Genomic DNA, 20,332 nt, shown 5'->3' on the forward strand with positions numbered 1-20,332 from the left:
CGCATGCGTTCACACCCGCTCGAAGCTCACCTTGCGCTTGTCCACGTCGACCGCGGTCAGCCGGATGGTCACCCGGCCGCCTTCGTTGAAGTTCTCCCCGCTGCTCTTGGCGATCACCGGCGGGTCCTCCAGCAGGACCTCGGCCCGGGCTTCCTCGGCGCGCAGCACCACCGCACCGAAGGTCTCGCCGATGCGGTCGGCCAGGATCCACGCCTCGACCTGGTCCACGCAGGCGCGTTCGACCTTGCCCGCCAGCGTGTCCGACGCGCTCATGAACTCGGGCAGCCGGCCGAGCGCCGCGCGCACCCACTCCGGGACCGGCCGGTCGGCGGTCACCGCGAGGCAGATCTCCGTGGCGAAGCGGTCGACCAGGCGGCGGATGGGCGCGGTGACGTGCGCGTACGGGCCGCCGATGCCCGCGTGCGTGATCCCTTCCGGGGCGCCGCCGTCGAAGGCGGTGTACCCGGCGCCGCGCAGCAGGCGGGTGGTGTCGGCGTAGAGCGCCAGCGATTCGGGCTGCCGCGGGTCCAGTGTGGACAGCAGTTCGGCGACCCCGGCCTCGGCGGGCCAGTCGATGCCGAGCGCGCGGGCCGAGCGGCGCAGCCAGTTCACCGCGTCCGGCTCGGCCTCGGGCAGCGTGCGCAACACGCCGACGCCCGCGTCGATCATGATCTTCGCCGCGCTCATGCCGGTGAGCAGGGAGATCTCGGCGTTCCAGGCGTCGACGTCGGTGCGGGGACGGCGCATCAGCCGCCAGTTGCCGTCCTCGTCGGCGCTGATCTCCTGCTCCGGCAGTTGCAGCTCCAGCGCCCCGCGGTGCACGGCCAGCTCGCGACGCAGGCGGCCCAGCTCCGGCAGGACGGCGATCGACGGGTGCGCGCGGCCCGCGTCGGCGGCGGCCTGGACGGTTTCGTAGTCGAACTGCTCGGTGGACCGGACCAGCGCGCGGCGGACGTGCACCGACTTCGGATCGCCGTCGGCGTCGGTGTCGATCGTCCAGAGCACGGCGCGGCGGGTCTCGCCGGGCAGCAGGCTCGCCGCGCCTTCGGAGAGCACCGGCGGGTGCAGCGGAACGTTGCCGTCGGGCAGGTAGAGGGTCTGACCGCGGCGGCGCGACTCGCGGTCGATGGGGCCGCCGGGCGCGACGAAGGCAGCCAGGTCGGCGATCGCGTAGTGCACGCGGAAGCCACCGGGACGGCGTTCGACCAGCAGCGCCTGGTCCAGGTCCTTCGACCCGGGTGGGTCGATGGTGACCAGCGGCAGGCCGGTGGCGTCCTCGCGGTCGCCGTCCTGCGGCAGCGGGTCCATCACCGCGGCCTCGGCCTCGGCCAGCACGTCGGGGCCGAAGCCGTCGGGCAGCGCGAACTCGGTGCGCAGCCGGCTGAAGTCACCACCGGCCGGGTGCGTGCGGATCACTGCGGGGGCCACCACACGACCCTAACCCGAGTCGTGCCTGATCCGGGCCCTTCCCGCAGGACAGCGCCTAATCCTCGTCCCATGAGCGGTCGGCCTTGTCGGCGGCCTTGGTGCGCTCGCGGGCGATCTCCAGCGCGCGCCGGGCGGTCGCCTCGTCGGGGTACGGGCCGAGCAGGTCGACCGAGCGGGCGCGCTCGAGGTGCTCCACCTCGTTGGTGCGGGTGTTGTAGTACCAGCCGGGATCGGGGTTCGGGTCCTTCGCCATGGTTCGAGCCTGGCACTTCCTCGGCTCGCGCGCGACCCGTGCGGTATTCCCCGAATGGTCCAGACCTCTTGACAGGCATCCCATTGGTCTAGTCCAATTTAAGGTGACCTGCGTCACGATCTTCCGGGAGGCACGGATGAGACGACTGTTCACCGCACTGCTGCCGGTGCTCGCGCTGCTCCTGGTGACCCCGGCGACCGCCGGGGCCGCGCTCCCGAAGCACGTGCTGGTCGGCTACCTGCACGCCAGCTTCGCCAACGGCTCGGGGTACGTCCGGATGCAGGACGTCCCGGACGAATGGGACATCATCAACCTCGCCTTCGCCGAGCCGACCTCGGTCACCTCGGGCGACCTGCGCTTCTCGCTCTGCCCGGCGGCCGAATGCCCGAACGTGGAGAGCGAGGCCGCGTTCACCCAGGCGATCAAGGCCAAGCAGGCGCAGGGCAAGAAGGTGCTGATCTCCATCGGCGGGCAGAACGGCCAGGTCCAGCTGAGCACCGCGGCCGCGCGCGACAGATTCGTCAGCTCGGTCGCCGCGATCATCGACCGGTACGGCCTCGACGGGCTGGACATCGACTTCGAGGGGCATTCGCTCTCGCTCAACTCCGGCGACCGCACGCTGGCGAACCCGACCACGCCGGTGATCGTCAACCTGATCTCCGCGCTGAAGTCGCTGAAAGCCCGCTACGGCGACGGGTTCGTGCTGACCATGGCGCCCGAGACGTTCTTCGTGCAACTGGGCTACCAGTTCTACGGCCGCGGCGTGCACGGCGGCGCCGACCCGCGGGCGGCGGCGTACCTGCCGGTGATCCACGCGCTGCGGGACAGCCTGACGCTGCTGCACGTCCAGGACTACAACTCCGGGCCGATCATGGGACTGGACAACCAGTACCACACGATGGGCGTCGCGGACTTCCACACCGCGATGACCGACATGGTGCTGGCCGGGTTCCCGATCGAGGGCAACCCGGCGAACCCGTTCCCGCCGCTGCGGCCGGACCAGGTCGCCTTCGGCCTGCCGGCGAACACCTACGCGGGCAACGGGTTCACGCCGGTCGCCGAGGTGCACAAGTCGCTGGACTGCCTGATGAAGGCGCAGAACTGCGGTGCCTACCGGCCGCGCGGGGTGTACCCGGAGCTGCGCGGGCTGATGTCGTGGTCGATCAACTGGGACAAGTTCAGCGGCCAGGAGTTCTCGAAGGCGCACCGGGCGAAGCTGCCCCGGTGACCTACTTGCGGTAGCGGTACGGGATCTCGGTCGGGTCGCCGCTGGGGCCGAACCCGGTGTCCTCCGGCGGCGCCGGCGGCTCGGACGAGGACGCCGCCGACGCCGAGTCCGGCAGCTCGTCGAACCAGCCGCGATCGTTGAGCGGGATGCGCGTGCCGCGAGGCGGGGTGTCGGTGTCGGGATCGACCTCCACCACCGGCGACGGCACGGCGAACGGCTCGTCGAGCTCGGTGACGAGCCGGGCCGTCGACGGGGGCACCACGGGGAGCTGGCCGGAGGTCGAGACCGCCGACTCCTGTCCTGGGTGGGGCTGGTGCCGGGCCTCGGCCTGGGGCTGCCCGGCTGGTGGCTGCTCGGCCACCGGCGGCAGGGGCTCGGCGGCGGCTCGCTGGAACTCGGCGGCTGGTGCCTGGGGAGCCGGTGTCTGGGGAGCCGGTGTCGCGGCAGCGGGAGGCTGCGAGAGCGGAGGCTCGGCGGTCGGTGATGCGGGGGTTTCGGCGGCCGGCGACGGTGGCTCGCCGAACGGTGGCTGGGCGGCCGAAGCTCCGACGGGCGTAGCTGGGCTGACCGGCACCTCGGGCTCAGCGACCAGAGGCGGCGGAACCGGAGCCTCGGCGGCAGGCGGCTTCGGAACCTCCGGCTCGGCGATCGGCTGCGACGGCTCGGCAATCGAGGACTGCGCGGCCGGAACCGGAGGCTGGGTGACCGGAGGCTGCGGTGCCGCAGCCTCGGCGACCGGCGGCTGCGGCTCGGCAGCAAGCGGCTGGGCAGCAAGCGGCTGGGCAGCAAGCGGTGGCTGCGGCCCGGCGGCAGGCGACTGGGCAGCGGCAGGCGGAGGCGCGGCGGCGGGTGGCTGCGGCGTGGCTGCGGGCTGCGGCGGAGTGGCGACGGGTGGTTGCGCGGGTGGCTGGGCCGTTGATGGCATGGCCGCCTGCCAAGGCGACTCGGTGGCCCGCCAGGGCGACTCGGCCGCGGGTGGCGTGGTCGATTCCGCCGTCGAGGAGCCCGCGGCTGGAGCGGAAGGCTCGACGAAGGTCGGCTGCGCGGCGGGTTCCGCCACCGGGGGTTTGGCGACCGGCTCCCACGGGAGTTTCTTCGGCGCGGCCGAACCCGGTGGGGCGGCGACGTTCTTCGGCGGCTCCGGCACCGGCAGCGGCGGCGCCTCCGGCGACTTGGCCGGAACCGTCCGCCAGACCGGGGCGGGCGGCAGGTTCATCGGCACCGGCGCCCGCGAACCGCCTTCCGCCGGGGTTTGCGGCCGTGGTTGCGCGGGCGGGCGCTGCTGCACGATCGGGTCCAGGGTGGCGACGAGAACCGTGGTCTGCTCCGGGTTTTCCACCCGGCGCCCACTCCGCTCCCGGTAGACCAGATCACCGTCGAAGTCGATCTCGACCAGGTAGCCCGCTTCGGCGAGTTGCTCCTCGTCCAGATCCACCAGGCGCTCATACCGCGACGGCGTCACGCGGTAGATCGGCCACGAAAGACCGCGATGCGTGCCGTGGAATTGCGAGAGCAGTTCGGCCGTCTGCTGCTGCCACGGCAACGACATGGCCTCGGCCAGGGACCGGGGCAGCACCACGTAACCGTCGTCGACGCCGGGCCAGCCGCGGTTGAGGAAGTCGGCCAGCGGGGTGCTCGACGCGGGCGGCCCGCCGCGGCGCGGCATGGGGGGCCCGAACATGTTCCTCGGGTCCTCCGGGGCGCCCTTCTTCTTGCCGCGCTTGCCGAACTTCTTCGCCACCAACCACTCCTTAAACGCCGGGCCGGACGGCCTGGGCGACGAGCTCGCCTTCGTCCCAGGAAACCTTCCTGGTGTGCACCGGGACGCCGCTCTGCTGCGCCTCCACCATCTTCCCATCCCCCAGGTACATCGCCACGTGGTGAATGGTCTTGGGGTTCGACGGGTCGTAGGCCCAGAACAGCAGGTCCCCCGGCTGCGCCTGCTCCACCGGGAGCATCGCGCCCGCCTTGTACTGGTCCCGCGAAACCCTCGGCAGGGTGACGCCCGCCGCCTCGTACGCGCGGAGCATCAGGCCCGAGCAGTCGTACGAGTTCGGCCCAGTGGCCCCCCAGACGTAGGGCTTTCCCTGTTCCCCCAAGGCGAATTCGATCGCCTTGGCGGCGGTCTGGCTGGGCGGCAGCACCGCGCCGGTGCCCTCGCCGCAGCCGGCGGCGTCGACCACCTCACCGACGTTCTCCACCAGGTGCACGGCCATCGGTTCCCACTTGTGATACCGATCCGGGAAACCCGAGCGCTCCACGGCCTGCGCCGCGTCGCCGGGCCGCATGGTCTCCCAGCCCTTCACCGCCAGCAGCACGTCGTAGAACTTGTTGACCTGGTACGGCGGATCGGTCACCTGCGCGACCGTGCCCCAGCCCATCGACGGCCGCATCTGGAAGATGCCCAGCGAGTCGCGGTCGCCGTAGGTCAGGTTGCGCAGGCCGGACTCGGTCATCCCGGCCTGGATCGCGATCTGCCACGCGCGCGGTGAGAGCTGGCGCTGCTTGCCGATGGTGATGATCAGCGTGACGATCTGCAGCTGCTCGTCCTTGAGGTTGCCCGCGTCCGTGGCGCCCTTGCCCTGCTGGCCGGGCTGCGTCGGGCCGATCGCCGCGTCGCAGCTGAGGTTGACCACGCCGAACGCCTGCTGCTCCTGCTGGTTGTCCACCACCACCGCGACCGTGCCGGTGGTGACCACGGCCGCGAACAACACGGTGACCAGCACCCCGACCAGCATGCCGACTTTCACGGCTCAGCCCGCCTGGTCGAGCGCCGATACCCGCCAGCCGACGTTCGTGCTGACCACGGTGATGGACAGTTTGGGCCCGTCGGTCGGCACTTCTGCCTCCAAGGAGCTGGTCAGCGAGGTGAGCGGGACCGGCTGCCCGGTGATCCGGGTGGCCGGGATGTTCGCCGGGTCCACAGTGGACATCGTGGGGAGGAACTCGTCGGTGCTGAACGGCTTGAGCCCGGCCAGCCACTGCTCGTTCGTGATGCCCTGCGGGTGGTTCACCCAGGCCGCGGCGAACTGCTCGGCCACGCGCATGGCGTCACCGTTCGGCGGGGCCGTGGTCGGCGACTCCCGCGGCTCGGACAGCCGCGTCGGCAAGGGGCCGGAGGTGGTCCGCGACGAACCACCCGGCGCGGCGGCCTTGCCGTCGTCCGGGTTCACCGAGATCTGCCCGGCGCGCCCGGTGCGCGGATTGTTGTCGCCGATGACCTTCGGGATCAGCACGCCGGCCGCGATCATCAGCACGGCCAGCACCACCAGCGAGATCGTCAGGTGGGTGGTGGAGCGCAGGGGCCAGCCCCACAGCCTGCGGTAGACCGCGGCCCGGCCGCGGTTGGTGCGAATCGGCATCGGTTACCCCCTCACGGCACGGTCGGTGTCACGGAGGTCTTCACGCACCTCGAGTCCGCGCGAGGGGCGGTAGATCACGTGCACCGGCTTGCCGCCGACCACCTCCGCGTCCACGCGGCGGGCCTGGCGGGGAACCGGCATGCTCGGCGCCGCGACCGGTGGCGCGTAGGCGGCTTCCGGCTGCGGCCCGGCGCCCGGGGTCATCCGGGACGGGATCACCACCGGTTCCGGGTCGTCGCCGCGGTCCCAGCCGCGGTCGAACACCGGTGAAGTGTCCACCCGGCGGCTGGCCGGCTGCGGCAGCTGGTTGCCGGGCATCGAGCCGCCCGGCACGAACCCGCCGAACACGGGCATGCCACCGGCCCCGGCTGGCAGCTCGGCGTGGCCGTTGGCGTTGGGCAGCGCGCCGGGGATGGCCCCGGACCACGCCGCCGCGGGCCGGGTGGCCAGGTTGGCGTTGTCCAGCCGCTGCGCGGTGGCGAACACGGTCGCCTCCGGGCGGAAGCGGCCACCGCCCGCGGTCGCGCCGATCGGCCCGCGCTGGTCGGTGCCGGTGGTCTCGTCGGTGTCGCGGACGTTCTGCCAGAACTCGTCCTGCGGGCTGGGTTCGCCGTTGTTCTTGCGGAAGCGGGAGAACAGCCCGCCGCGCGGGGTGGGCACCGCCGAGCCGACCATGCTCACCGACATCTCCACCATCTGCCACAGCCGGCGCCCGGGGCGGCCGACCAGGAACAGCAGGATGGTGACCAGCCCGGCCATCGCCATCTGCACCAGCATCGACAGCGAGTTGCCCGCGTCGAAGATCGCCTGCAGGAGCAGCGCGTGCACCCCGGCCAGCACGGACAGCACGATCAGGTTGAACGCGACCGCCCCGAGCACCCGCGCCACGCGGCGCAGGATGTCGTGGTGCAGGATCGCCACCAGCCCGATCAGCGGCGCGGTCAGCGTGAACAGGCGGACCAGCACCTGGGCCAGCAGCACGGCGGCCTTGGCGAACAACTGGAAGAGGGAGTAGACCAGGCTTTGGAGGAACGCCAGGAAGCCGGCGCCCGTGCGGCTGCCGTCCTCGCCGGTGAAGTAGCCCGTGACCGGCCCCAGCTGGGTGGAGATGTTCTTGAACTCCCCCTTTTTCGCGTCGACCACGGCTTGATCGGCGTCCGCGCTGCTGCGGAGTTGGTCACGAGTGAAGGCCTGGGCATCGAGCAGCTTGCGGCCGAACTGTTCGGCTTGCGGCGAGTCCGGGTCACCGAACTCACCGCGCAGCCAGTTGTTGTAGACGACCTGGTTGTGGAGGTTGGTCGGCAGCACGTGGCGGACGACGGTGTTCTCCGTGTCGTCCACGAAGCCGGCTTGGATGTTGGTCGTCGTCTGCACGATCGCCTGGTCGATCGGATCGAAATACCGCAACAGGGCCAGCGAGGAGGCAGCGAGCCAGATGCCCCCGAGCGCGAACAGGGCGCGCTTGCTCACGGTCGCGAGATCACCACGCCAGATGTTGCGGAACATCATGATCGCCAGCACCAGGGCAGCGAGGCCGAACAGCTGGGCGTAGATGTTGCCGTAGATCTTTTCGGCACCCGACTTGACGGCGTTGTACAGCGGCGTGAGCAGGCCGCCCTCCATCACCGTGTAGTGCAGGGAGTTGGTGGCCCCGACGATGTTCTTGCCCATGTTGAAGAGCTGGTTGCCACCCCAGGTGTCGATCGTCGAGTTGGGGTCGGTGAGGCCGGCCATCGGACTGCAGTTCGTCTCGAAGACGTGCCAGACCATGCCGGCGTAGCTGTACTGGTCGTAGGGGCTGTCCGCCATGCCCCGGGTCTCATAAGCCGGGTCCAGCGCGCCGACCATGCCGGAACCGGGGCGTTCCGGGTTGGGGGCGGCGCCGCATTCGGCGGCCATGGCCTGGGGGGCGGTGACCACGGCCTGGATGCCGAGGATCGCCACCACCATCAGCATGGCCGCGCGCTTGCGCCGGGCCGGTGAGGGTTCCCGCCGCTTGCGGCGGCGCAGGAGGTGCCAGGCTCCGGCGATCGCCAGGAGCAGGAGGACGGTGATCATGCGTCACCCGCCGCCGCGCCGCGCGCTCGCCTGTGCCCGCGGCGGGCCGTGGCCGCCGCTCGCCGGAGGTGGCTCATGCCGCGTCCCGGCCCGGACCACCCTGGGAGCCGGCCGAGGCCCGCACCCCGCCACCGCCGTCCGGCCCGCGGCCGTTGCCGTTCCCGCCGTCGGTTTCCGGTCCACCCGGCACCGGTTCGGACAGCACCTGCTCCTCGGTCAACCCGACCTCCAGCTCCGCCGCGAGTTCGAAGTCCGACTCCGCGTACCCGGCGGAGTCGTCGTCCGGTGGGACCGGGACGTGGCGGGGCTCCGGATCCGGAGCGGGAGAGGGCCGGGAGTGCCCGGTGCCGGTGGCTTCCTTCGAACCCGGCGTGGTGTCCATCGCGTTGCGCAGGTGCTCGAGGTGCGGTCCGGAGAAGTCGACCCGGATCCGCTCCACGCCACCGGCGCCGTCGCCGAAGATGAACTGCCGCGGCTCCCGGTCGCGTTCGGTGTCGCGATGGGCGCCCGGGCGGCGGCCGAGCGCGGCCACCACCTGTTCGTAGCCGACGCCGATCGGCACCTTGAGCAGACGCAGCGCGTCCGCCTGGGCGTCGTCGTCGTCGAGCCTGCCGACGAAAACGGAGTCGAGCAGGGCCACGAAGCCCTGCATGCGCAGGAAGTCCGCCGGGATCTGCGAGGACAGCAGCACCCGGACGTTCCACTTGCGCGAGTCACGGGCGAACCGGTTCATCAGCACGCGCCCGGTCGGCACCTCGGAGAGGAAGAACGCCTCGTCGATCCAGACGCCCTTGCGCAGTTCCTTCGGCCGCTCGTAGACCGACCGCTGGGTCAGCCACGCGGCCAGGTTCAGCATCTCCACGCCGAGCGCTTCGGCGTCGGTCCAGTGCTCGCGGCCGACCCCGTCCTTCGGCAGCGTCAGCCCGGCCATGGTCAGCACGGTCATCCGGTCGTCGCGGGTCTCCGCGTACGGGTCCTCGTTCTGCTCGGGGATGAGCAGCGACATGCGCTCGCGCATCTCGTCGAGGAAGTCGGCGACCACCACCGCGTGCTCGTGGTGCTCGCTGGAGTCGCGGCGCAGCGCGTCGATCACCTGGCCGGGGTCGGCGTCGAACCGGCCACCGACCGCGCGGACCGCGCGCAGCAGCACGATCCGGCTCTGCGGCATCCGGGCCACCTCGTAGGGCAGAACGCCGGTCAGCACGTCCAGCACCAGCCGCCGCCGGGTCGCACCGGCCAGCGCCTTCTCCCGGCGCCACGAGCGCTCCGGGTCGTCCTCGTCCATGAAGTGTTCGAGCAGCGGCTCGGCCACCACGCGGTACGGATTCAGAATGCCGGGTTCGGCGTTGAGCAGGTTGATCGGCCGCGCGTACGGGCGGATCTCCGGCAGTTCGCACAGGCGCGACAGCGGGCCGGACGGGTCGAGGATGGTCCAGTGCGCCCCGGCACGCAGGGTCTTGTAGACGATCCCGCCGCCGAGGAACGACTTGCCGCCACCGAGGCCGGCGACCATCGCGGTCAGGCCGGAACCGTCGCGGATCTCCTGCGCCATCCACGGGTCCCAGGCCACCGGGCGCCGGGTCGCGGTGCAGGTCTCGCCGAGCAGGATGCCGCGGCGGTCGCCCACCTCGGCGGTCGCGGTCGGCACCGCGGCCGCGGCCCAGACCACCGAACCGCGGCGGGTGTAGGCGCCCGACGCCAGCGGCTCGCCGGGGATGAACTCCCTGGCCATCGCGTACTGGGCTTCGGGGTGCTCGATGGCGATCTTCGGCTTGTACAGGTCGAGCAGCTGCTGGGCCAGGCGCAGCGCGTCGCGCTCGGTCGGCCCGGACACCGCCAGCCGCCACCACGAGCGCACCCGGGTGGCCAGCGCGGTGAAGCCCGACGTCATCTCGTCGTCGATCTCGAGCACGCGCGACGCCTGCCGCGCCAGCGATTGCGGTGGCTCCAGCTCGTGCTCGTCGGTGTAGTGCTTGACCTGCGAGCGCACCTTGTTCATCTGGCGCTGCAGCTCACCGGCGACCTCTTCGGGCCGCCGCACGTAGATCCGCGCGGACCACTCCACCGAAGCGGGCAGCCGGTCGGCGTGCTGCACCCAGGGGTCGTCGATCTCCGGGATCTGCAGGCCGTGCATCTGGCCCACGGTCAGCACCGCCAGGCTGCGGGTCACCCCGGCGTTCGAGCCGGTGCGCCCGCGGACGGTGACCGTGGGGGCGTACGGCTCGGCGTGGAAGTCGGCGGCGTCGGTGAAGCTGGCCAGGTCCTCCGGCTCCCAGGCGGCCCCGGGCACGGCGGGCATGTTCCGCGGCGCGGGCAGGCCCAGCGAGCACGACCGGTGCATCAGCCACGACATCTCGTCGGCGTGCGCGGGCCTGCCCTCCAGCCCGGCCGAGCCGAGCACCTGGTCGAGGTGCTCGACCTCGGAGTCCAGCGCCATCAGCTCGGCGTCCACGGCCTCGGGCAGGATCTTGCGCAGCAGCGGCGCGGCCCGCTCGACCGCGCGGTCCACCGCCCGGCGGGTCTGCACCTGGACGCCGAGGTAGACCTCCTTCTCCGCCATCGACCGGCCCATCAGCTGCTGCTGCTCGCCGATCAGGTAGTCGTCGAAGGAGAGCGCGCCCGGGGTGTCCTTGGGCCGGTCGTGGGCGTTGTGCACGTGGGCCTCGGCCCACATCCGGATCGGGTACGGCCGGTTGGTCACCCGCAGGTGCAGCCAGCGGCCCGCGAGCTCGGCGTACTGCCCGGCGATGGCCGCGATCAGGTCGCGGCGCTGCGAGTCCGAGCGGAACGACCAGCGCTGCGGCGCCAGCCGGTACCAGGCGTAGACCTCGTGCCCGGTGCGCAGGAGGTGCCCGTCGATGCTGCGCGCGGCGATCGACGGGGTGTACGAGGGCACCGCCTGCTCTCCGGGCAGTCTGCGGCCCCGCCCGCCGCCCCCGCCCTGCTTGGGCTGGACGGGGCGCTTGTCCCGCTTACCTCGGCTACCGCCGCGACCGGACAACGACTACCTCCCCGTCACGGCGTGGGTGCCGCCGCGACGCGCTCGGGTGCTGCTGGCTCGTCCGCGAGCACCCCGGGGCCGGGGCCGTTCGGCCCGCACCCGGACCTTGCTCGCGCTGACCGCACCACCGTTGCCGGTGCTGCGCTCACGTGGTGTGTTCAGTTCCCGCACCCACATGGTGAGCACGGCACTGAGCGGGCGTTCGTGGCTGATCTTGGCCGTGATCAGCCGCGTGATCACGATGGTGGCGACGAACGCCCACGCTGTCGAGAAGAAGCCGAAACCGAAGCCGAGCTGGCGTTCGATGGTGAGCACCACGAGGAAGACCGGGATTCCGACCGCCCAGGCCACATAACGCGCCCGCCAGGGGAAAGTCGCCTTCGGCGGGCCGAGCCAGACTGCGTCGACGCGGTAGACCTCGTCGTCGGTTCGGATGCGCACGGGTGCCTCAGCCCGTGAACAAGCCGGCGATCCATTCGCCGACGTCCACGCCGAGGCCGCTGACCGCGAGGCCGATGATCGCCAGCGCGATCACCACCCCGGCCAGGCGCTTCATGACGCCGGCGTTGTCACCCTTGCCACCACCCAGCCAGAGCAGCAGCAGTGCGACGGCCAGCAGGACAAGGGGGATGATGTTCTCGATCATCCAGTCGCGCACACCCTTGGTGCCCAGTTCGCCATCCTGGGCCAGGGCCGCGAGGGTCATGGTGGTCATCGCTTAACTCCTGAGTACAGCGGGACGTGGCCGGGACGGGCCCGGGTCCGCCGGCCCACCGTGATCGCCGAACGTGCCGAACCTACTACTGTGCGCGAGAATCATGATGGCGCCGCGAGATGCAGGGGTCAAAGGGCGCCCTGCGGATCTGCCCGCTCCACGTCCGCTCCCGCACGCAGCGGACGAGGACCACTCTCACCGATACCCATCCCCTCCATCATCGTTGCCGGGACGTCCAGGATTAACCCAGTCCACCCGGATTTCCTAGTGTGCGAATCGACTCACTCACAGGCGAGGATTTTGGCTACTCCGGGTGGCCGAGTTGGGTGGCGGATCGCGCCGGGAACAGTGTGGCATGCCCCGTTCGGTCCCTTCTGCGGCCTCCATGGCGTGAACACGCTTCACCAGGACTTCACATTTGCGGGCTCACCCGTTCGAACAGCGACAACGTTCCGCGCGCGACCGAGACGGCTCGCTTTCCCTCACTTTCGGTCATCCGGCGCCCTTCTCGGTGATCTTGCTCCGGCCGCCTAGCTGCGGCGATGAGTTTATAACAGCAGGATAACGAACAGGCCTCGTTTCAGTCCACCGCGCGCGGAACGGCCGTATCCCCGAGCGGCGCGCCCCCAGGACCCACTTCCGCCGAACATGAGGTGACACAGTCGATGGCCCGAGACAGCTACGAGGGAAGGCACCGCGTTTCCCGCAAAGCCAAACTGACCACCGGAGGCCTCGGCCTGGCGGTGCTCACGGTCGGTGCGCTGGCCGTCTTCACCACGACGGGCTCACCCCCGCAGGCCAGTGCCGACAACCCCGACCAGAGCCAGTTCGTCGACATCACCACCGTCGAGCCGAACGTCAACGAGCCGGAAGCCCAGGAGGGCGCGTCCAGCGGCACGTTCACCGTGGACTGCGGCCGCAACGAGAACGGCCACTTCAACCCGGACAACTTCATCGCCCAGCCCGGCGTCCGCAACGGTGCCCAGCACCTGCACGACTACGTCGGCAACCTGTCCACCGACGCCGACTCCAACAACCAGAGCCTGCAGGCCGCCGGGACCACCTGCGCCAACGGCGACAAGTCCGCGTACTTCTGGCCGGTCGTCCGGATCGACACCGACGACGCGGCGGAAGGCGAAGCCGAGCAGCAGCAGGACAACGCCGAGGAAGCCCAAGCCGAGCAGGCGGGCCAGAGCGGCAGCCAGAACCAGGACGGCAGGCAGGCCGGGGACGGGCAGGCCGCCGAGGCCGACCCCGCCGATGCTGACGCCGCCGATGCCGGGGCCGCCGGTCAGGACGGGGCTCAGGAGCAGGACGGCCAGGCTGCCGAGGAGCAAGGTGCTCAGGAGCAGGGTGCCCAGGGCCAGCGTGGCCGGGGCCAGGGCGGCCAGGACCAGAACGGCGGCCAGGGCGACGACCAAGGCCAGGGTCAGGACCAGCCGGGCGGCCAGGGCGATCAGGGCCAGGGCGGTGACCAGGACCAGGGTGATCAGGATCAGAACGGTGATCAGGGTCAGGGCGGCGACGAGAACGGTGGCGGCCAGGAAGAGGACCCCGCACTGCCCCCGCAGGACGAGAATGGTGAGCTGCCCGGCAACGAGGGCGAGATCCAGCGTCCGGCGAAGGTCGACATCACCTTCCGCGGCAGCCCGGTGACCGAGGTCGAAGCGATGCCGAAGTTCCTCCGCGTGCTCTACGGCGACGCGAAGGTCACGACGAACGGGCCGGGGAACGCGCAGGAATCGTGGACCTGCAGCGGTTTCGAGGACCAGGTTCGCATCGACAAGTACACGATCTGCCCCGAGGGCAGCGACGTGATGCGCGTGCACGACTTCCCGAGTTGCTGGGACGGGGAGAACATCGACAGCGCGAACCACCGCACCCACATCGTCTACCCGAACGAGAACGGGCAGTGCGAGGACGGGTTCACCGCGGTGCCGCAGCTGCGGATCAGCCTCACCTACGAGATCCCGCGCGAGGTCCAGCTCGCCGGACAGTACAAAGTGGACGCTTTCCCGGAGGAGGACCACAACCCCTTCTCCGACCACGACGACTTCGCCAACGTGATGTCGAACGCGATCATGAACCGGGTCGTGGACTGCATCAACTCCGGCCGCACCTGCAACGAGTAGAAAGGAGGGCCCCGTCAGGACACTTCCACGCACGAGCACTCCGTTACCGGTAAGGCCACCGCGGCGTCCCCCGACTCGGTCGCGGTGGCCTTCCCGTACGGCCCGGGGCATCCGCCGCCCCGGGCCACTTTCATGCGTCGGCCCCCGCCCCGGACACGAATGTGGCTTTGGGGGCATTATCCGCCCCCAAAGCCACATTCGTGACACCAACCCCCTAGCTCGCCTTTTCGGAGCCCGTGCCGAAGACGTTGCCGGGGAAGGCACCGTTCTTGACGGCGACGCGGCTCAGCTGCCGTCCCAGTTCGTGCAGCCGGTCCGCCTTGTCGGCACCGAAGCGGCTCCAGGGCGAGGCGGCCGAGAAGTTGGTGGTGTCCTCGATGCCCTCCCGCAGCTGACGCCCCTGCTCGGTGAGCACCCCGTCGGCGTCCAGGATCCCTTCGGTGCGCAGGTAGTCCGCGGCGGCGTCCCACTGCTCGTCCGACCAGCCCCGGCTCTTCTTCGCCGCGGGCTCCAGGAAGCCCTTCCCGGTCGCGGTGTGTGTGACCAGCGCGGTGATCCCGTTCAGCCCCGCCCCCACCAGCGCGGCGATGTGCCCGTCACCGCGGAACTCGCGCAGCAGCGACACCGCGTGCCACAGGACCAGCAGCGGCTCATCGGGCCAGTCGAGGTCCGCGTGCGCGGCGTACAGCGGGCGTCCTTCCGGCACACAGCCGTCGGCGACCTCGCGCGCCAACTCGGCGGCTTCGGCGACCACTTCGGATTCGGCCAGCTCGTCCCCGAGCAGCCGCCGCAGTGCCGCGTCCGCCGCGGCGAAGCGGGCCGCGAGCACCTCGCGCGGGTCGGCCAGCGTCCACGCGCGCGGGATGAAGCGCGCGACCAGTTCCGGGTTGAAGTTGAAGAAGGTGGCGGCCACCGGGCCGGGGCCGACCGCACCCATCGGCGCCGACCGGCTGGCGAAGTAACCCATCCGGCCCGGCCGCAGCCCGACCTCGGTGAAGCGTTCCTCCGCCTCGGGGGCGAAGTAGATCATCGCGTGCAGCGGCTCGAGCACGCGGTGGCAGCGGTACGCGATTTCCTTGGCCTCGGCGAGTTCCATGCCCGCAGGCTACCGCCGGGTAGGCCGGTCCAGGAACCGGAGAAAAGGACGAGCTGGCATGTAAGCCGGATCCTGTCCCCACGAACCCCGGCGAGCCGGGGCCGCGGTGGGCGGCCATCCATCTCGGCCTGCCGTCGCCGGCAGGCTCCAGCGGCCTACCCGCAGGCATCGGGCGGGCCGCCCTCGATCGCCTGCGCAGGAGCTCGCGCTCCCTCTTGGCCTTGCTCCGGGTGGGGTTTACCGAGCCGTCCCGGTCACCCGGGACGCTGGTGGTCTCTTACACCACCGTTTCACCCTTACCCAGCCGCGAACGGCTGGGCGGTCTGTTTTCTGTGGCACTGTCCCGCGGGTCACCCCGGGTTGCCGTTAGCAACCACCCTGCCCTGCGGAGTCCGGACTTTCCTCGAAACCCGCTCCCCGAGGGGAACGGATCACGCGGCCGCCCTGCCAGCTCGTCCAGCTCACCAGGGTACTCACCCGCCCGCGGCAGCCGCGCGCTGGTTGCGCTCGCCGTCCGGGCGCACGGCGAACCACTGGCCATCACGCCCGTGCCCGCTCCAGTCACCGGCCGTCCGGTCACCGGCGAACCGGTACAGCGGCCGCCCGGCCAGGGTGACCTGCCAGCTGCCGTCGGCCCGCCGCACGGTGCCGACCAGCTCCGGCGCGACCCCCTCCACCGTCGCCTGCCGCTCGGTCAGCACCGGCGGCCAGGTCTTCGCGCAGTCGCCTTCGCACAGCGACTTCGGCGGCCCGGTCCGGTCCCGCTCGAACCGGTAGAGCACCGCGCCGCTGCCGTCGGTCACCGTCTCGCCCATCGACGGCACGTCGCGCGCGACCAGTTTCACCGCCTTGCCGGACCCGGCAGGCGGCAGCGGCATGGTTTCCTCGGCGTCGGTTTCCGGCGCGCGGACGCCTTCGTCCAGCTGCGCCATGTCCGGTGCGCTCGGGTCGTCCGACGCCAGCTCCGGCGGCTTCACCAGCGCTTCCGAGGTCTCCAGCGTTTCGGACGCCACCGGCTGCGGCACGTCCTCGCTGTCCGCGCCCCACCAGTTCAGCGCGCCCACCACCAGCAGGGCACCGACCGCGCCCATGGCGACCTTGCCCGCCGTGGTGGCGAGCCCGGCCCGCCTGCCGAGCTCGCCGAGATCGCGCAACCAGAGCACGGTGGCGCGACGCAGGCCGCCCGCACCCCGGCGGGCGGCCCGCCAGGACCCGGAGCCCCGCGGCCGCTGTCCGGCGCCGTGTCGAGCCGACACTGGAGTCCCCCTCGTCTACCGGCCGGCGAGGATCCTCGCCCGGCTCATCTCTCCCGTGCTGAACACCGGCCGGTCCGGCACCTCGAGCTCGCCCGGCACCGGGCACTGCCGGTCCAGGTCCGCCGCCCAGGCCAGCACCGCCGACGGGCTGTTCATCCCGACCACGCCGAGCAGGCGGCCGTCCCGGACGTATCCGGTCACGGTCCGGCCGCCTCCGGCGGGTGGACTGAGGGCCACCGTGTCGGTGCCGAGCTTCGGCACCCCGGCGGCCTGGATGCGGACCCCGTGCTGCTCGGACCAGAACCGCGGCATCGGCGTGAACGGCTTGGCCGCGGCCGGTCCGGCGAGCAGGTTCTCCGCGGCGGCCCGGCCCATCTCGATCGCGTTGAGCCAGTGCTCCACGCGCCGTGGCACCGCGTCGAAGCGCAGGTTGGGCCACTGGGCGACGTCACCGGCGGCGACCACGTCGTCCGCGCCGATGACGTGGCAGGTGGATTCGCACACCACCCCGTCCGAGATCCGGAGCCCGGCACCACGCAGCCACGACACCGCGGGCACGGTGCCGACCGCCGCCACCACGCAGGAGGCGACGAGCATCTGCCCGTCGGAGAGCCGGATGCCCATGCCGGTGTGGCCGGGCAGCCAGTCCTGGATCGAGGCGCCCAGCGCCAGCCGGACGCCGTGGTCGCGGTGGAGCTGGGTCAGCCGCTCCCCGAGGTCCTCGCCGAGCACGTTGCCCATCAGGTTCTTCGACCGGCCGATGATGGTCACCTCGCGGTCCATCTCACGCAGGCTGGAAGCGATCTCGCAGCCGGTGAACCCACCGCCGATCACCGCGACCGGGCCACGCGTGCCCGCCAGGTTCTTCTGCAGCCGCTGCGCGTCGGACAGCGTGCGCATGACCACCACGCGCGGGTGGCCGTGCGGGATGTTCGCCGCGCGCTTGGGCTCGACCCCGGTGGCGATGATCAGCCCGTCGTAGCTCATCTGCTCACCGCCGGGCAGGTGCACCACCCGCCGCCGCGGCTGCAGGTGCAGCGCGGTGGTGTCGAGCCGCCAGACCGCGTCGAGCTCCTGGTACTGCTGCAACCGCAGGTCACCGGGGCTCATCGCGCCGCTGAGGAAGCCCTTGGACAGCGCGGGCCGGTGGTACGGCCGCAGCGGCTCGCTGCCGATGAGCACGATCTCGCCGTCGAACCGCAGTTCGCGCAGGCGCTCGGCGGCGCGCAGCCCGGCCAGGCCGGCACCGGCGATGACGATGCGCTCGGCGGATTGTCTGGCTCTCATCACTGATCGACCCCCTGGAGTTGGATGGCGCGCATCGGGCAGGCGCGGGCGGCGGCCTGCGCCTGGTCGTTCTGCGCGGCGTTGGGATTGCGGGTGTAGCGCAGGCGGCCGTCCTCGCGGAGCTGGAAGACGTCGGGCGCCTCCGCCTGGCAGATGCCGTAGCGGCGGCAGCGCTGGTTGTCCACGCTGACCCGCATCACCACGGCCTTGCCGGGTTTCGCGGGGCCCACCGGCGGGGCGTCGAGCAGGCCGATGCGGACCAGGTGCTTCGGGGGCATCAGGCGCAGCACGCTGAGCGTGAGCGCCGGTGCCAGCAGGGTGATGCCGCCGAGCCACAGCAGGGCGAGGTTCCCGTTGGCCGCGGCGCCGAACCAGGCGTGCACCACGGTCATCGCCACCGCCGGGTAGGCCAGTTGGTGGAACCGCAGCCAGTTCAGGTACTTCACCGTGCGGTGCAGCCCGGCGGTCAGCGCGATGGCGACCATCAGCTCCAGGCCGAGGATGCCCAGCGCGTGCCGCGCCAGGCCGCCGTCGGCGAACGGGACCAGGATCTTGGTCAGGCCGAAGTCGATGTCGTCGAGGAAGGAGAACGCGGCCGCGTGCGTGACGCCGGTGGCGATGGTGAACGAGGCCAGCATCTGGTGGCCGCCGCGCAGGGCGTGGTGGCCGGTGAGCCGGCGCACCCAGCCGGTGGCGGTGAGCACGCCCCAGCACAGCGTCAGGCACATCGCGACGTAGGACATCCTCGCGGACAGGGCTGCCATCTCGCGGACACCGGCGTCGTGCGGGGAAGTGGCGACCTGCAGGAGCAGGGGGTCGGGCATGGAGTGTCTGCCTCCGGATCGGGAGAACTCGGTCTGCGCCTTCGGTAGCGGGCGGCGAGTTCTCCGTGAGGGCGGTGGTGGGCTTAGTCGCCGGCGTGGCGGGAGCCGCGGCGGTAGGCGCCGAACCAGCGCACCAGGCCGAGCGTGGCGGCGATGGCCACCAGTCCGGCCAGCACGCCGAGCACCACGCTGCCGAAGCCCAGTTCGTCACCGGTGTTCTGCACGGCGGCGCTGGTCACCGGCCGGCTGCCCGCCACGCCCGCCTGCTGGCCCTGGGCGGCGGCCGGGGCGGCGGACTGGGCAGGCGCGCTGGTCAGCGAGTCGGCGCGGGCCAGCCCGGTGCTCTCCAGCAGGGTCATGTGGCGCATCACCGCGTTCACCGCCTTCTGCGCGAAGGAGCGGACCGCGTCGTTCTTGGTGGTCGCGCGCACGGTGGAGACCAGCGGGAAGACCGTGCCGTGCGCGGCGCGGGCGAGGTTGACGTAGGTGCGGTCGGCGTCGGCGCCGGTCTTGCCGGAGATCTCGTCCATCCAGCCCTGCTGCTGCGCGGTCGGCTGGCTGGGCAGGCTGACACCCACCTGCGCGGCGGTCTTCTGCACCTCGCCGTCGAGCACCGCGTGCTCCTCGGACAGGTGCTTGCCGACGTCCTTGACCTTGGGGTTGGTCGAGCGCTCGGACATCAGCTGGCTGATCGGGCCCTCCCACAGTCCGGCCAGCCGCACCTTGACCAGGATCTCCTCGTCGCTCGGGCTCAGTTCGCCCTGCGCCGAGGCGAGGGAAGCACCACACAGCAGAGAGGCCACGCTCAGCAGGCACACCGCGAGCAGGGAAAGCAGCCGGCGCGGGCCGGGGGGTACCGCGGGGTTGGCCATGGCATGCCCTTCGGGGGAAAGGTTCGTGCGTTTCGGGGGATTCACCACCAGGTACGGCAGTGATCACCACCTGGTTCGGTCCGCAGTTCACCAAAATGGTGTGACCTGGATCACATCCGGTTACGCTCTGTTCCTGTCGGAAATACGGATGTGAACCTGGTTCACTTCCAGATGATGCAGTATTGTGATCGCACCGCCCGAGCGCGATCGGATTCCCCCGACTCCGCATTCGACGCGCCGCGGTAACGAACTCTTTCACCTCGCCTTCAGGGAGGCAGGTCGCTTCATGGAAATTACCGGAATGACCCGAAACGGTCCCGACGAAGAACTGGTGACGATGCTGTATCACCAGTTCCGCGACAGACTTTTCAGCCATGTGCTCCGACTGACCAATTATGATCGGCAGTGGACGGAAGACGTCGTCCAGGAGACGCTGATCCGCGCCTGGCAGAACTCCGCCACGCTGACCAGGGAACCCGGCATGCTCAGGGGCTGGTTGCTGACCGTCGCGCGGCGCATCGTCATCGACGGCTGGCGCTCGCGGCAGGCCCGTCCACAGGAAGTCGAACTACTTCGTCCAGAAATGGCGGGGTGTCCGGACGAGACCGATCAATCGCTTTCGGTCATGGTGATTGTCGACGTCATCAGCAGGCTCAGCAACGAGCAGCGGGCGGCCATTTATCAAACGTATGTGAAAGGTCACACCGTGCGGGAGGCCGCCAAAATTCTGCAGGTTCCCGAAGGCACCGTGAAATCGCGGCTGCACAAGTCCATGCGGCTGATCAGGAATGCACTGCAGGAGTGGAGCTGAGGGGACCGT

General features: G+C 71.1%; 17 protein-coding genes and 1 other RNA gene. 3 read left to right on the plus strand and 15 right to left on the minus strand.

Translation table 11 applies throughout. From position 1 onward, the window contains the following. Positions 1-9: 9 nt before the first annotated feature. Both L3Q67_RS05080 and L3Q67_RS05085 read right to left on the minus strand, forming a co-directional pair. Positions 10-1,416, minus strand: coding sequence for a ribonuclease R family protein (locus tag L3Q67_RS05080; protein WP_499191431.1), 1,407 nt, complete (start codon positions 1,414-1,416; stop codon positions 10-12). Between the two features lie 67 nt (positions 1,417-1,483). Beyond that, on the minus strand, positions 1,484-1,681 hold the full coding sequence (locus L3Q67_RS05085; protein WP_499188434.1) for a hypothetical protein: 198 nt from the start codon (positions 1,679-1,681) through the stop codon (positions 1,484-1,486). A 136-nt stretch (positions 1,682-1,817) separates the two neighbouring features. On the opposite strand from L3Q67_RS05085, the gene L3Q67_RS05090 reads away from it, so the two are divergent. Further along, on the plus strand, positions 1,818-2,909 hold the full coding sequence (locus L3Q67_RS05090) for a chitinase (protein WP_499188435.1): 1,092 nt from the start codon (positions 1,818-1,820) through the stop codon (positions 2,907-2,909). 1 nt (position 2,910) lies between these two features. Here L3Q67_RS05090 and L3Q67_RS05095 read toward each other — a convergent pair whose 3' ends face one another. From L3Q67_RS05095 to L3Q67_RS05125, 7 genes are all read right to left on the minus strand, one after another. After that, on the minus strand, positions 2,911-4,650 hold the full coding sequence (locus L3Q67_RS05095; RefSeq protein ID WP_499188436.1) for a hypothetical protein: 1,740 nt from the start codon (positions 4,648-4,650) through the stop codon (positions 2,911-2,913). 10 nt (positions 4,651-4,660) lie between these two features. After that, complete coding sequence (locus tag L3Q67_RS05100) at positions 4,661-5,659, minus strand: C40 family peptidase (protein WP_499188437.1); 999 nt, start codon at positions 5,657-5,659, stop codon at positions 4,661-4,663. Positions 5,660-5,662: 3 nt separating this feature from the next. Continuing rightward, positions 5,663-6,271: a hypothetical protein gene (locus L3Q67_RS05105; protein WP_499188438.1), complete on the minus strand. Its 609-nt coding sequence runs from the start codon at positions 6,269-6,271 to the stop codon at positions 5,663-5,665. Positions 6,272-6,274: 3 nt separating this feature from the next. Beyond that, positions 6,275-8,329 (minus strand): magnesium transporter, encoded by a 2,055-nt coding sequence (locus L3Q67_RS05110; protein WP_499188439.1) that lies wholly within the window; start codon positions 8,327-8,329, stop codon positions 6,275-6,277. A gap of 73 nt (positions 8,330-8,402) precedes the next feature. After that, positions 8,403-11,330: an ATP-binding protein gene (locus L3Q67_RS05115; RefSeq protein WP_499188440.1), complete on the minus strand. Its 2,928-nt coding sequence runs from the start codon at positions 11,328-11,330 to the stop codon at positions 8,403-8,405. 3 nt (positions 11,331-11,333) lie between these two features. Then, positions 11,334-11,771 (minus strand): hypothetical protein, encoded by a 438-nt coding sequence (locus L3Q67_RS05120; protein WP_499188441.1) that lies wholly within the window; start codon positions 11,769-11,771, stop codon positions 11,334-11,336. Between the two features lie 7 nt (positions 11,772-11,778). Next, entirely contained in the window at positions 11,779-12,045 is a 267-nt protein-coding gene (locus L3Q67_RS05125; protein ID WP_499188442.1) for a hypothetical protein, read from the minus strand. Positions 12,046-12,710: 665 nt separating this feature from the next. On the opposite strand from L3Q67_RS05125, the gene L3Q67_RS05130 reads away from it, so the two are divergent. Next, complete coding sequence (locus tag L3Q67_RS05130; protein ID WP_499188443.1) at positions 12,711-14,177, plus strand: DUF1996 domain-containing protein; 1,467 nt, start codon at positions 12,711-12,713, stop codon at positions 14,175-14,177. 214 nt (positions 14,178-14,391) lie between these two features. Here the strand turns inward: L3Q67_RS05130 and L3Q67_RS05135 are convergent, their stop codons facing one another. The 6 genes from L3Q67_RS05135 to L3Q67_RS05160 all read right to left on the minus strand — a co-directional run bounded on the left by L3Q67_RS05135 (position 14,392) and on the right by L3Q67_RS05160 (position 19,512). Beyond that, entirely contained in the window at positions 14,392-15,273 is an 882-nt protein-coding gene (locus tag L3Q67_RS05135) for an SCO6745 family protein (protein WP_499188444.1), read from the minus strand. Positions 15,274-15,318: 45 nt separating this feature from the next. After that, positions 15,319-15,728, minus strand: an RNA gene (gene rnpB / locus L3Q67_RS05140) — RNase P RNA component class A. 18 nt (positions 15,729-15,746) lie between these two features. Further along, the gene (locus L3Q67_RS05145; protein WP_499188445.1) at positions 15,747-16,529 is read right to left on the minus strand and encodes a COG4315 family predicted lipoprotein; all 783 of its coding nucleotides are present in this window, start codon (positions 16,527-16,529) and stop codon (positions 15,747-15,749) included. 15 nt (positions 16,530-16,544) lie between these two features. After that, positions 16,545-17,816, minus strand: a complete 1,272-nt coding sequence (locus L3Q67_RS05150) for an NAD(P)/FAD-dependent oxidoreductase (protein WP_499188446.1) — start codon at positions 17,814-17,816, stop codon at positions 16,545-16,547. Then, a complete protein-coding gene (locus L3Q67_RS05155) occupies positions 17,816-18,640 on the minus strand; it encodes a ferredoxin (RefSeq protein ID WP_499188447.1) in 825 nt (274 codons plus the stop codon). The genes L3Q67_RS05150 and L3Q67_RS05155 overlap by 1 nt, the downstream gene beginning before the upstream one ends. 83 nt (positions 18,641-18,723) lie before the next feature. Continuing rightward, positions 18,724-19,512 (minus strand): DUF4142 domain-containing protein, encoded by a 789-nt coding sequence (locus tag L3Q67_RS05160; RefSeq protein WP_499188448.1) that lies wholly within the window; start codon positions 19,510-19,512, stop codon positions 18,724-18,726. A gap of 286 nt (positions 19,513-19,798) precedes the next feature. Here L3Q67_RS05160 and L3Q67_RS05165 point away from each other — a divergent pair, with 286 nt between their 5' ends. Then, positions 19,799-20,323: a sigma-70 family RNA polymerase sigma factor gene (locus L3Q67_RS05165; RefSeq protein WP_209671102.1), complete on the plus strand. Its 525-nt coding sequence runs from the start codon at positions 19,799-19,801 to the stop codon at positions 20,321-20,323. Positions 20,324-20,332: the final 9 nt, after the last annotated feature.

Origin of the sequence: Saccharothrix sp. AJ9571 (genome assembly GCF_021725495.1) — a bacterium.
Classification (GTDB): domain Bacteria; phylum Actinomycetota; class Actinomycetes; order Mycobacteriales; family Pseudonocardiaceae; genus Amycolatopsis; species Amycolatopsis magusensis.

Coding starts and splice junctions, on each gene's coding strand:
- L3Q67_RS05125 (WP_499188442.1), bottom strand. CDS start 12,045: ATGACCACCATGACCCTCGCGGCCCTGGCCCAGGATGGCGAACTGGGC.
- L3Q67_RS05105 (WP_499188438.1), bottom strand. CDS start 6,271: ATGCCGATTCGCACCAACCGCGGCCGGGCCGCGGTCTACCGCAGGCTG.
- L3Q67_RS05160 (WP_499188448.1), bottom strand. CDS start 19,512: ATGGCCAACCCCGCGGTACCCCCCGGCCCGCGCCGGCTGCTTTCCCTG.
- L3Q67_RS05110 (WP_499188439.1), bottom strand. CDS start 8,329: ATGATCACCGTCCTCCTGCTCCTGGCGATCGCCGGAGCCTGGCACCTC.
- L3Q67_RS05085 (WP_499188434.1), bottom strand. CDS start 1,681: ATGGCGAAGGACCCGAACCCCGATCCCGGCTGGTACTACAACACCCGC.
- L3Q67_RS05155 (WP_499188447.1), bottom strand. CDS start 18,640: ATGCCCGACCCCCTGCTCCTGCAGGTCGCCACTTCCCCGCACGACGCC.
- L3Q67_RS05165 (WP_209671102.1), top strand. CDS start 19,799: ATGGAAATTACCGGAATGACCCGAAACGGTCCCGACGAAGAACTGGTG.
- L3Q67_RS05150 (WP_499188446.1), bottom strand. CDS start 17,816: ATGAGAGCCAGACAATCCGCCGAGCGCATCGTCATCGCCGGTGCCGGC.
- L3Q67_RS05130 (WP_499188443.1), top strand. CDS start 12,711: ATGGCCCGAGACAGCTACGAGGGAAGGCACCGCGTTTCCCGCAAAGCC.
- L3Q67_RS05090 (WP_499188435.1), top strand. CDS start 1,818: ATGAGACGACTGTTCACCGCACTGCTGCCGGTGCTCGCGCTGCTCCTG.
- L3Q67_RS05135 (WP_499188444.1), bottom strand. CDS start 15,273: ATGGAACTCGCCGAGGCCAAGGAAATCGCGTACCGCTGCCACCGCGTG.